This is a genomic window from Pseudomonas sp. v388 (assembly GCF_003935425.1).
Lineage (GTDB): Bacteria > Pseudomonadota > Gammaproteobacteria > Pseudomonadales > Pseudomonadaceae > Aquipseudomonas.
Window position 1 is genome coordinate 175,581 of the sequence record NZ_RHQN01000011.1, and the last position, 12,118, is coordinate 187,698.

The 12,118-nt window shown below is 58.3% G+C and carries 10 protein-coding genes; 7 read left to right on the forward strand and 3 right to left on the reverse strand.

Going from position 1 to position 12,118, the window contains the following annotated elements; all coding sequences use genetic code 11:
* Positions 1–41 precede the first annotated feature (41 nt).
* From EGJ27_RS23255 to EGJ27_RS23275, 5 genes are all read left to right on the forward strand, one after another.
* Positions 42–1,637 carry an ABC transporter substrate-binding protein gene (locus tag EGJ27_RS23255; RefSeq protein WP_125833085.1) on the forward strand — a complete coding sequence of 532 codons (1,596 nt, stop codon included), beginning with the start codon at positions 42–44 and terminating at the stop codon, positions 1,635–1,637.
* Between the two features lie 72 nt (positions 1,638–1,709).
* Positions 1,710–2,720, forward strand: coding sequence for an ABC transporter permease subunit (locus EGJ27_RS23260; protein ID WP_125833086.1), 1,011 nt, complete (start codon positions 1,710–1,712; stop codon positions 2,718–2,720).
* A 10-nt stretch (positions 2,721–2,730) separates the two neighbouring features.
* Positions 2,731–3,642 (forward strand): ABC transporter permease subunit, encoded by a 912-nt coding sequence (locus tag EGJ27_RS23265; protein WP_125833087.1) that lies wholly within the window; start codon positions 2,731–2,733, stop codon positions 3,640–3,642.
* A 10-nt stretch (positions 3,643–3,652) separates the two neighbouring features.
* A complete protein-coding gene (locus EGJ27_RS23270; RefSeq protein ID WP_125833088.1) occupies positions 3,653–4,621 on the forward strand; it encodes an ABC transporter ATP-binding protein in 969 nt (322 codons plus the stop codon).
* Positions 4,621–5,595: a peptide ABC transporter ATP-binding protein gene (locus EGJ27_RS23275; RefSeq protein WP_125833089.1), complete on the forward strand. Its 975-nt coding sequence runs from the start codon at positions 4,621–4,623 to the stop codon at positions 5,593–5,595. The genes EGJ27_RS23270 and EGJ27_RS23275 overlap by 1 nt, the downstream gene beginning before the upstream one ends.
* 110 nt (positions 5,596–5,705) lie before the next feature.
* Here the strand turns inward: EGJ27_RS23275 and EGJ27_RS23280 are convergent, their stop codons facing one another.
* Both EGJ27_RS23280 and EGJ27_RS23285 read right to left on the reverse strand, forming a co-directional pair.
* Positions 5,706–6,410: a hypothetical protein gene (locus tag EGJ27_RS23280; RefSeq protein ID WP_125833090.1), complete on the reverse strand. Its 705-nt coding sequence runs from the start codon at positions 6,408–6,410 to the stop codon at positions 5,706–5,708.
* The gene (locus EGJ27_RS23285) at positions 6,407–7,570 is read right to left on the reverse strand and encodes an alpha-xenorhabdolysin family binary toxin subunit A (RefSeq protein WP_125833091.1); all 1,164 of its coding nucleotides are present in this window, start codon (positions 7,568–7,570) and stop codon (positions 6,407–6,409) included. The genes EGJ27_RS23280 and EGJ27_RS23285 overlap by 4 nt, the downstream gene beginning before the upstream one ends.
* A 364-nt stretch (positions 7,571–7,934) precedes the next feature.
* Between EGJ27_RS23285 and EGJ27_RS23290 the strand changes: the two genes are divergently transcribed.
* Positions 7,935–9,158: an alpha-xenorhabdolysin family binary toxin subunit A gene (locus EGJ27_RS23290; RefSeq protein ID WP_125833092.1), complete on the forward strand. Its 1,224-nt coding sequence runs from the start codon at positions 7,935–7,937 to the stop codon at positions 9,156–9,158.
* Entirely contained in the window at positions 9,155–10,198 is a 1,044-nt protein-coding gene (locus EGJ27_RS23295; RefSeq protein WP_125833093.1) for an alpha-xenorhabdolysin family binary toxin subunit B, read from the forward strand. The genes EGJ27_RS23290 and EGJ27_RS23295 overlap by 4 nt, the downstream gene beginning before the upstream one ends.
* Positions 10,199–10,256: 58 nt before the next feature.
* On the opposite strand, the gene EGJ27_RS23300 is transcribed toward EGJ27_RS23295, so the two are convergent.
* The gene (locus EGJ27_RS23300) at positions 10,257–11,420 is read right to left on the reverse strand and encodes a type III PLP-dependent enzyme (RefSeq protein ID WP_125833094.1); all 1,164 of its coding nucleotides are present in this window, start codon (positions 11,418–11,420) and stop codon (positions 10,257–10,259) included.
* Between the last annotated feature and the right edge of the window lie 698 nt (positions 11,421–12,118).

A 12,118-nucleotide genomic window follows, 5' to 3' on the forward strand; every position in this document is an offset into this window, starting at 1 on the left:
CCGGCTGCGGCTGTACCGCTGGTATCGACAGGAGGTTTCGATTGAAAAAGCTCTCACTTCGCGCATCGATTGCCGTGGCGCTGCTCAGCACCGCCGCAGCCGTTTCGGCCAAGCCGCTGGTGGTTTGTACCGAGGCGAGCCCTGAAGGCTTCGATATCGTGCAATACACGACAGCTGTCACGGCCGATGCCTCGGCAGAAACCATCCTCGAACGCCTGGTCGCCTTCAAGCCCGGCACCACCGACACTATTCCGGGGCTGGCGGAAAGCTGGGACATCAGCGCCGACGGCCTGACCTACACCTTCAAGCTGCGACGCGGGGTCAAGTTCCAGACCACCGATTACTTCAAGCCCAGCCGCGAGATGAACGCCGACGATGTGGTGTGGAGCTTCCAGCGCCAACTGGACCCCAAGCACCCATGGCACGCATTGTCGCTGGTCGGCTTCCCGTACTTCGAGAGCATGGGTTTCCAAAGCCTGCTCAAGAGCGTCGAAAAAACCGACGACTACACCGTCAAGTTCACCCTGACGCGTCCCGAGTCGCCGTTCCTTCGCGACCTGGCGATGCCGTTCACTTCGATTTATTCAGCCGAATATGCCGACCAGCTGCTCAAGGCCGACAAGACCGCAGAGCTCAACAGCAAGCCTGTCGGTACCGGTCCGTTCATCCTGACGCGCTATGCCAAGGATGCGCAGGTCCGCTATAAAGCCAACCCGGATTACTGGAAGAGCAACGTGCCAGCCGAAGCGCTTATCTTTGCCATTACGCTGGATAACAACACACGCCTGCAAAAGCTCAAGGCCAATGAATGCCAGGTTGCGCTTTATCCGAAACCTGACGATATTGCCAACATCAAGGCCGACCCCAATCTCAAGATCGACGAGATGGAAGCCATGATGACCAGCTACGTCGCCATCAATACGTCGCACAAGTATCTGAGCGACGTGCGTGTGCGCCAGGCCATCAACCTGGCGTTCGACAAACAGTCCTACATCAAGGCGCTGTTCGGCGAAGGCAAGGCAACCGCAGGTGTCGGTCCGTATCCTCCGACCATGATCGGCTATGACCATGACAACAAAGGCCCGGCTCATGATCCGGCCAAGGCACGCGCCCTGCTCAAGGAAGCCGGCGTACCGGAAGGCCAGGTGTTCACCCTGTTCGCTCGCAATGGCGGCGCGGTGACCAACCCCAACCCGATGGTCGGAGCCCAGATGCTGCAGGCAGACCTGGCTCAGGTTGGCATCAAACTCGATATTCGCATCATGGAATGGGGCGAAATGCTCAAGCGCGCCAAGAAGGGCGAACATGACATGGTTTTTGCAGGATGGGCCGGCGACAACGGCGACCCGGACAACTTCCTCACCCCCAACCTGAGTTGCGAGGCGGCGAAGAACGGCGAGAACTATGCCCGCTGGTGCAACGAGGCGTTCGAGAAGGCGATCACCAAGGCCCGGAAAATAACCGAACCGGCTGAACGTGCCGCCCTCTATAAACAGGCACAAGATGTATTCAATCAGGAACAACCCTGGATCAGCCTGGCTTATCCGAAATTGTTCGTAGCAATGCGTAAAAATGTCGAGGGCTTTCATATCAGCCCGCTGACCAATAACAATTTCACCTCGACCGGGGTGAAGTAGAAAAAAAGCACCGCCTGCGCCCCACAAGGGCAACGGCGGTACGCCTGACCGGCTGATGAGGTACACGACCAGATGTTTAGTTTTATTGCCCGCCGGGTGGGGTTGTTGATCCCCACCTTCTTCGGCATCACGCTGTTGACCTTTGCCCTGATTCGCCTGATTCCGGGCGACCCCGTGGAAGTCATGATGGGCGAACGCCGGGTTGACCCGGAAATGCACGCCCAGGCCATGGAACGTCTCGGCCTGAACAAGCCGCTGTATGCCCAGTACATCGATTACATCGGCAAGCTCGCCCAAGGCGATCTCGGCGAATCGTTGCGTACTCGCGAAAGCGTCTGGACAGAATTCACGTCGCTGTTTCCGGCGACGCTTGAGCTGTCCCTGGCGGCACTGATCTTCGCCGGCATCCTCGGCCTGCTGGCCGGGGTAATCGCGGCCCTCAAACGGGGATCGCTGTTCGACCATGGGGTCATGGGCATCTCCCTGGCCGGGTATTCGATGCCGATTTTCTGGTGGGGCCTGATCCTGATCATGTTCTTCTCGGTGAGCCTGGGCTGGACCCCGGTTTCCGGGCGGATCGACCTGCTGTACGACATCCCGCCGGTCACCGGCTTCATGCTGATCGACACCCTGCTCAGCGATGAGGAAGGTGCGTTCCTCGATGCACTGCATCACCTGATCCTGCCAGCCATCGTGCTGGGCACGATCCCGCTGGCGGTCATTGCCCGTATGACCCGTTCCTCGATGCTCGAAGTGCTGCGTGAAGATTACGTGCGTACCGCACGGGCCAAAGGCCTGTCGCCGGCTCGCGTAGTGTTCGTCCACGGTCTGCGCAATGCGTTGATTCCGGTATTGACCGTGTTCGGCTTGCAGGTCGGCACATTGCTGGCCGGTGCGGTTCTGACCGAAACGATCTTCTCCTGGCCGGGTATCGGCAAGTGGTTGATCGAAGCCATCGGCGCCCGGGACTACCCGGTCGTGCAGAACGGCATCCTGTTGATCGCCTGCCTGGTGATCCTGGTCAATTTCGTGGTGGATATCCTCTACGGCTTTGCCAATCCACGCATCCGTCACCAGCGCTGAGATCATCGATATGAGCACACCTACTCCTGTGGCAGCAGTCGATCAAAGCCTGCTTTACCCATCCCCGTACAAGGAATTCTGGCAGGCATTCGCCAGGAACAAGGGCGCGGTCGCCGGCCTGATGTTCATGACCCTGATCGTGTTCTGCGCACTGTTTGCCCCCTGGGTCGCGCCGCATGATCCCAGCGAGCAGTACCGCGACTTCCTGCTGACCCCGCCGGTCTGGCTGGAAGGCGGCCAGTGGCAGTTCATCCTCGGTACCGACGAACTGGGCCGCGATCTGCTGTCGCGTCTGATCCAGGGTTCGCGCCTGTCGCTGCTGATCGGCCTGTCCTCGGTGGTCATGTCGCTGATTCCGGGCATCCTGCTGGGCCTGCTGGCCGGGTTCTTCCCGCGCATCCTCGGCCCATCGGTCATGCGCCTGATGGACATCATGCTCGCCCTGCCCTCGCTGCTGCTGGCTGTGGCCATCGTCGCGATCCTCGGCCCTGGCCTGATCAACACCGTGATTGCCATCGCCATCGTTTCGCTGCCGTCCTACGTGCGTCTGACTCGTGCGGCGGTAATGGGCGAACTGAATCGCGACTACGTGACCGCTGCGCGTCTGGCCGGCGCCACCCTGCCGCGCCTGATGTTCATCACCGTGCTGCCCAACTGCATGGCGCCGCTGATCGTACAGGCGACCCTGAGTTTTTCTTCGGCGATTCTCGACGCTGCGGCGCTGGGCTTCCTGGGCCTTGGCGTGCAACCGCCGACGCCTGAGTGGGGCACCATGCTCGCTTCGGCCCGCGACTACATCGAACGTGCCTGGTGGGTGGTGAGCCTGCCGGGTCTGACCATTTTGCTCAGCGTGCTGGCAATCAACCTGATGGGCGACGGTCTGCGCGATGCGCTGGACCCGAAACTCAAGAACGCCGCCTGAGGAGATTCGCATGTCACTTCTGGAAATCAAGAATCTCAACGTCCGCTTCGGCGACGCCAAGGCCGTACCCGTGGTGGATGGCCTTTCCCTGCGCGTCGACAAGGGCGAAGTACTGGCCATCGTCGGCGAATCGGGCTCGGGTAAATCCGTGACCATGATGGCGCTGATGGGGCTGATCGACGCCCCCGGCATCATCACCGCCGACTCGCTGACCTTCGACGGCAGCGACCTGCTCAAACTGAACTCGCGCCAGCGTCGCCGCATCATCGGCAAGGATCTGGCGATGGTGTTCCAGGACCCGATGACCGCGCTGAACCCCAGCTACACCGTGGGTTTCCAGATCGAGGAAGTCCTGCGTCAGCATCTGGGTCTGTCCGGCAAGGCGGCGCGTCAGCGTGCCCTGGAACTGCTGGAGAAGGTGGAGATTCCGGGCGCCGCGGCACGTCTCAATGCCTACCCGCATCAGCTGTCCGGCGGTATGAGCCAGCGCGTCGCGATTGCCATGGCAATTGCCGGCGAACCAAAACTGCTGATCGCCGACGAACCGACCACCGCACTGGACGTAACCATTCAGGCACAGATCATGGACCTGCTGCTGAGCCTGCAGAAAGAACAGAACATGGCGCTGGTGCTCATCACCCACGACCTGGCAGTGGTCGCCGAAACCGCGCAGCGGGTGTGCGTGATGTACGCCGGCCAGGCGGTCGAGGTCGGCCAGGTGCCGCAACTGTTCGACGTTCCGGCTCATCCTTACAGCGAAGCGTTGCTGGCGGCGATTCCCGAGCACAGCATGGGTGCCGAACGCCTGGCGACGCTTCCGGGCATGGTTCCCGGCCGCTATGACCGCCCGCAAGGCTGCCTGCTGTCGCCACGTTGCCCTTACGTGCGCGACAACTGCCGCACCGAACGCCCCGGCCTGGACCCTAAAGCCCAGAGCCTGGCGCGCTGCTTCTATCCCTTGAATCAGGAGGTGGCGTGATGAGCGTCGTACTTACCGCCCGCGACCTTACCCGTCATTACGAAGTCTCTCGCGGCCTGTTCAAGGGCCACGCCACCGTGCGCGCCTTGAACGGCGTTTCCTTTGAGCTGGAGGCCGGCAAGACACTGGCCGTGGTGGGCGAGTCGGGCTGCGGCAAGTCCACCCTGGCGCGCGCACTGACGCTGATCGAAGAGCCGTCTTCGGGATCGCTGAAAATTGCCGGCCAGGAAGTGACCGGTGCCAGCAAGGCCGAACGCAAGCAACTGCGCAAAGACGTGCAGATGGTGTTTCAAAGCCCGTATGCGTCGCTCAATCCTCGGCAGAAAATCGGCGACCAACTGGGCGAGCCGCTGCTGATCAACACCAACCTGAGCCGTGCCGAACGCCGTGAAAAAGTGCAGGCGATGATGAGTCAGGTCGGCCTGCGTCCCGAGCACTATCAGCGTTATCCGCACATGTTTTCTGGTGGTCAGCGCCAGCGGATTGCCCTGGCCCGCGCCATGATGCTGCAACCCAAAGTGCTGGTGGCGGACGAGCCGACTTCGGCGCTGGACGTGTCGATCCAGGCGCAGGTCTTGAACCTGTTCATGGATTTGCAGCAGGAATTCAACACCGCCTACGTGTTCATTTCCCACAACCTGTCGGTGGTGAGGCATGTGGCCGATACGGTGTTGGTGATGTACCTGGGGCGCCCGGCGGAAATGGGGCCGAAAGAGCAGATCTACGAACGCCCGCTGCATCCTTACACTCAGGCGCTGTTGTCCGCCACACCGACCATCCACCCAGACCCGCTCAAGCCGAAGATCAAGATCGTCGGCGAATTGCCCAACCCGCTCAACCCGCCTAGCGGTTGTGCGTTCCACAAGCGTTGCCCATACGCCACCGAGCGCTGCGCCACTGAGGAACCCGCACTGCGTCTGGTCGACAACCGCCAGGTTGCCTGCCATTACGCAGAGCAGTTCGTGGCGGCGTGATGCTCCACTGGTAAAAGCTGGCTCCTACGGGTTTGTAGCCCGCAGGAGCCAGCTTGCTGGCAAAGAGACCGTTACGATGGTGACGAATCGCGCATCGAGTTAACCGCATTTCAGCTTCTCCACTCCCGGCGTAAGCGCTGCAGATAGTCCACCAGCTCAGCGGCGTGGAGCTGGAAATCGTCCGCCAGCCGGATACCCGGCTCACCCTCGCCCAGCGCGTTGTGGCAGAAGTACTCCACCGGCGAGATGATTTTTTTTATCTCATCCACATACCCGCGCCTGGCCTCATCGACTCGCAACGGCCCCTGCATGTCTTCCAGATAAAACTCAAGCGTCCGTCGCCGGGCCTCATCACTGAAAGCGCTTACGCCCTCCAGCTGCCGTTCGGCGTTCCTGGCCAGCTCACGTGTGTCGTTGACCACCGCCGCCTCGACCGAAGCCAGGTGTCCGGTCAGCGCATCGACATAACCGCGGGCATTGCGCATACCCCCAAGCAGCTCGTTTACCGCCTGTTCCTGGTAGGACAGCAACGCCAGGTTTTCCTGTTGTGTACGTCCTTCACGTTCCAGCTCGCGCATGGCCGCACGATAAGGCTCCAGTTCAACGCCGCGCAGACTGGCGCAAACGCCGTCGAGCATCGTGATGATTTCAACGTCGACCACGTAGACCCTGTCGAGCACCGTGAGCAACTGGTCACGTAGAACGCCTGCGGTTTGTGCACCTGCACATTGCGCCATGACGCTGCGATGACGAGTGATCGCAGCGAGGTCGGGCCGGGGATACGAACGGGTTGTTCCTGAACGGTCGATATTCATGGCTGCACCTGCGCAATGGCATTGTTGAATGCTGTCAGCAGATCCTGTGAATGCCGCTTGATTTCGCTCCACGAGAGAATCATCGAGCGCAGACGTGCGACGAAGACGACAAGAAAGGTCGCGTCGGTCAGGTTGTGCAGGCGCTTGGCCGAGCCGTCGATGTAGGTCTGGATCAATATCCACAGGCTCTCCAGGTTCGAGGCGCCGGAGGCGGCTGCATCGACCCGGATGCGAAGTTCCTGAACCATGGTCTGCAACTGCGCCAGCGAGGCCAGCAGCGCGTGATCGGTCCGGATCCTGGCTATCAGCTCACGCTTGCGCGCAATCAGCCATTCCAGGCGGGTCCGCTGCGGTGCCTGCCCGTTCGGAAAGACCAGCGAATGGGCGAAGGATGCCAGGCACCACTGTTGTTGCAGAAAGTCTTCAAGACTGTCGCTTTGGGCCTGGATTTCCCGATTGATCTCTTCCAGCTCGGCATTCAGCTCAGCCAGCCGCAAATCCCGGTTGTTGCGACGGATCAAGGTCAACTTCAAGCCCAGCGAAGGCCCGATACGGGTTTTCAGTTCACGCTTGAATGCCGAAAGCCCGGAATTCACCCGGCCGGTGCTGCGGCTGCAATCCTGAATGACGATGCGCAGGTCATCGAGCAGTGCATCCAGCGTCGCCTTGCGGTTGCGGTCGTGCGCGGTCCACTCCACCACCGGCAGATGCGCCATCACCGCTGGAGTCAGTTCGCCGAGCACACCAATGGCGTTGCGGTAGCCCTCAAGGCCCTCCACGAAAGTGATGAGGGTCTCGCCGCTGCTTTTGAGCGCATCGGAAAAGTACACCAGATCGGTGCCGACATCCTTGATACCGGTTTCCAGACCAGACCATTCGTGGGCATGGCCTTGCATGGCCTGGTACAGCTCATGGATATCGGTCGGTTCCAGCCCGGCGATGTCCGCCACGTCATAGCCCAGCACCTGACGGACCTGATCGAGCCCCGATGGCAGTTCGAGCGCCGAGGCCACGTAGCGCCTGATGGTGCGCACGTCGGCAGGAGAGACGATAAGGCCTGGTTCTCGCCCGCCCTTGTCCGAAAAACCGGCCATGGCTTGCACGTAACGCGTGGTCACGTCGTTCAATGTTTCGATGGGTATTTCTTCGCTTGCCTGCATGTAACCATCCTTTATTGGCGGTGATTTATGCGCCCCGCCATTAAGCGGCATGTTAGTTGTGATAACCAAGCTTACTGCACCTGCCTTAAGTAACCAGAGGCAACCATAGACGTCCCTTGTAGGAATCAGCCAGCCGTCAAAAGTATTACCTACATAATAATACCTACACAAACACACCGACCTATTGTAATACCCGCCCAACCAACCCGACTTTACAGCTGTGATTACGCGCATCCTCCTACACACAAAGTAGAAAGCCAGCACTTACTCAAGCGCGCTTGAGCTGCTAACTTCCTCTACATGCTTTAAACCGATGCCGGGATTGCCTGAACGCCCCGCTCAAAACAACCATAGGAAATCAACGATGCTTAGCACTGCACTGGCCGAGAAAAACGACCTGAAAGACGAGAGCCTGAACGTAACGGATATTTTGGAAAAGCCGGTTCACACCGCCATCCAGAATTACTTACAGGCGGCTGCGGGAGACCACGAAAAAGCGGTTCGAAAGCCCGGACTTTATCTGGGAAGCGACGATCTTGAGAAAATAAAACGCCTGACCAGACAGGTCAATCAGCTACCGACCAAGCCTGAAGAAGTTGCCAGCTATCTGGGCTACTCCGAAAGCTTTATTGCCGGATTGAGGCCCTCGGACATTGCAAAGTTGCATCAACAACTAAAGGATCTTGCTACAACGTGGTACGGCATTGAAAAAAAGATGATTGAAGTCGGCAATACGCTGATCACCTTCAACGGTATTTTGAAGTCATACGGCAGCTCCATCTGCAACCTCATCCGGAAGCTGGAAGGTTACACGTCGTATCAGGGCGTCATCGCCGACATCACCCCGGAAGACCTGGCAACCCTGCCATCGGTCCCACTCAAGACCGATGCGCAGAGGGCCATTCACCCACTGCTGGCCCTTATCAAGGAAATAGTCAATACCGTTGATGAACATAAGAAGTCAGCCAACAACGTCAAAAACCTCATCACATTCTTCAGAACCGACTTGCGAACTGCCAGGGACGAAATTACACGCAAGCTCGCTTTAATCGTAAAAACAGACGGGAACGAACTCGCTGCCGAACTGAACGAAGAAATATCGCGATTCAACGCTCGAATTGAAGAACTGGGCAGAAGCTACAGCACCTACACCATCTATAAATGGGTCGGCCTATGGTGGGGCCCGGCTGGCCTGGGAATAACCTGGTCAATTTTCGGTTCGGATGCCAACCGCATAAAAGCAGAATACGAAAAGGAAATTCAAAACAAGAAGAAGCTGGAAAGCAGACTTGCCAATATCAACCAGGGTATACCTGCCCTGCTCCGACTTGAGGCCGATCTACAGAACATGCAATTGCTGATCGAAGAAGCGCTCAATGGGGCGGGCAACTTGGAGAACATATGGTCACTGATCGGGGCTTATATCACGGCTTCCGTAAGTAAAATCAGAGACACCGACGACGCCACTGCCCTCTTCATCTTCGAAGCCCGCATCTCCCATATGCTCAACCAATGGGACAATGTGGAACGACAAGCCCAAGGCCTTGTAACTGCGATCAACCAAGACGCCGTATCCATTCCGGCATGAACAGCAAACTGCTGCCATCCAAGCATTTGAGCAATCAACAAATGACCATTACTTATTTGAACGAACCCTTTAACTTCATAGGCCCCGACACGGCTGTTATCCGCACCAGCAGAGCCCTGCTTGAAAGAAAGCTGGCTGCGCGCGAAACGCTGTATCTCCCCGCGCTCAAAGAGCGGCTGACAACCCTGAGCAAACTTTTTTATCAGCTGGATGATTACGCCAGGGATATGCTTGCATCGGCGCCCGTAGAGCTGCAGACCCAGGAAATCAGCTCGCTACTGGCTGAAATCTCCGATTCAGCCGCTCTTGAACCGAAATCCACGGCGAACTCGGTCGCTGAAAGGTATCGGGCTGAACTTTCAATCACTCTCAAAACCACTCTGCACACCATGGACGAACATGCCGCAGCTTTGGGAGAGCGTCTTGATAACCTTCGCGCCTGGGCGCTCGGTGACAGCGCGTCGTACATCGCCGCTCAGGATCGCCAACGCGCTTCCATTCAGCGAGCACTGGAGGCTCTCACCGCACAGAGCGCACAGCTGGAGCGGGTCAAGCAACCGTTGACCGACGCCATGAAGGTCTATGAAGACATGACGATTCTTGACAGGTGGATTCCCATCCTTGAAGACGTCATCAAACTCCGACCTCTTCACCCCGCCATCAACACGCTGCAGGCAGGTGTAATCGGTGTGAAAAACATTCTGAGCATCGCCAGTGAAGCGGTGAAGTACGGAGATTTGCTTGAGGCCAGGGATCGCGTCCAGGCCGATCTGGACGGTAAGTACAGACAGATCGCCGATCACAAGCAGCAACTCAGGGAGCTGTCGGCGCGCAACGATGACCTGAGCGAGCTGCAGGACATTGCCGCACCCAAGCAACAATATGAAGAGCAACTGCAAAAGCTGGTGACTACCTTGCAGACGTTCATCACGCTACGCGAGCGACAAGCCAACGAACCTGTCGTGGACTTCGCCCGGGCGTTCATTCTTCAAGCCGATGCGTTGTCCAAGGTACTGCGTACGGTTCTGAAAACCTGGTAAGACAATCGCCCATAAAAAAGCCCGCGATCACTCGCGGGCTTTTCCGGTTCGGGCCTGGTTAGAGGTAGAACGCTTTCAATGGCGGGAAGCCGTTGAATTCCACCGCGCTGTAGCTGGTGGTGTAGGCACCGGTGGAGAGCCAGTACAGGCGGTCACCGATGGCCAGGTTCAACGGCAGGCCGTACTTGTAGTTTTCGTACATGATGTCGGCGCTGTCGCAGGTCGGGCCGGCGATGACGACTTCTTCCATCTCGCCTTTCTTCTCGGTCCAGATCGGAAACTTGATGGCTTCATCCATGGTTTCGATCAGGCCGGAGAACTTGCCCACGTCGGTGTAGACCCAGCGCTCGACGGCGGTACGCGACTTGCGCGCAACCAATACCACTTCGCTGACCAGGATACCGGCGTTGGAGATCAGCGAACGGCCCGGCTCCAGGATGATTTCTGGCAGATCGTCACCGAAGTCTTCCTTGAGGAAGCGGATGATTTCTTCGGCGTAGGTTTCCAGGCTGTTGGTACGAGTGATGTAGTTGGCCGGGAAGCCGCCACCCATGTTGATCAGCTTGAGAACGATGCCGTCTTCTTCCTTCAAACGCTCGAAGATCACCTTGACCTTGGCGATCGCGGCGTCCCAGACGCTGATGTCACGCTGCTGGGAACCGACGTGGAACGAGATGCCGTAAGGCACCAGGCCCAGGTCGCGGGCGAGGATCAGCAGGTCCATGGCCATGTCGGTCTGGCAGCCGAATTTACGCGACAGAGGCCAGTCGGCGGTGGTCGAACCTTCGGTCAGGATGCGCACGTAGACTTTCGAGCCGGGCGCGGCCTTGGCGATGTTGCGCAGGTCCGCTTCGGAGTCGGTGGCGTACAGGCGCACGCCCTTCTCGTAGAAGTAGCGGATGTCCTTGGATTTCTTGATGGTGTTGCCGTAGCTGATGCGCTCCGGGCCAACGCCGCAGCCCATGACCTTGTCCAGCTCGTAGATGGACGCGATGTCGAAGCTCGAACCCTTGTTCTTGAGCAACTCGATGATTTCGACCGCAGGGTTGGCCTTGACTGCGTAATACACCTTGGCGAATTCGAAACCTGCGCGCAGGTCGTCGTAGGCTTTGCTGATGATGTTGGTATCGATCACCACGAACGGGGTTTCTTGCTTGTCAGCGAAAGCCTTCATCTTCGAGAAAGTTTCGGCTGAGTAGTAGTCTTCGACCTTGATCGGCATGCTCGGGGACTCCATGAGGCAGACAGATGAATAAATGGGTGCTGGAGCGTGTCATCAATGGATTCTCAGTGAAATGAATCCATTGATGACACGCCCCGCGAACGCCCTCCGTATCCCCACTTTGGTTCGCCTACTTCCCAAGGCATGTCGCCGAAAGCAAAAAGGCCACGGAGGCTTGCCTCCTTGGCCTTGCTGTCTCGTCGTCAGTACTTGAGCCGGATGGATCGTTTCCAGCATGGACGTTCGGCGCGAACTGTAGGACCTGAGAGGCTTGAGATCAACAAAAAATGTCGCGTTTTTGTACGCAGCAATCCGGCAGTCCTTAACACCCACTTATGTAACCGACCCACATGACAGCCTGATGTTCCTCAAACGCCGGACTTGGCGACGAGAAGGCGGTTTTTCGTAGAGGGTTTTGCATGTGCTGCAGGCTCATTCTTCCGTAGTAGCGGACTTGTCCGCGAAGCGGCCAATGCATCCGTAGCGTATGCGTCGGCTGTACCTGCATCTTCGCGAGCAAGCTCGCTCCTACGACGAAAGTGTGCTGGAGCGCGGGGCGGAGTTGAGGTCTTTGCCGGCTGCATTCGGTCACTTTCATCTACGTGATTGATATTACTCGTGAATGAGTGGATTTCTTTCAGGCCCTTTTGATCGCACACAGCTCCACCGGCCGTGGGCTGGAGATATGCCTCTGCCGA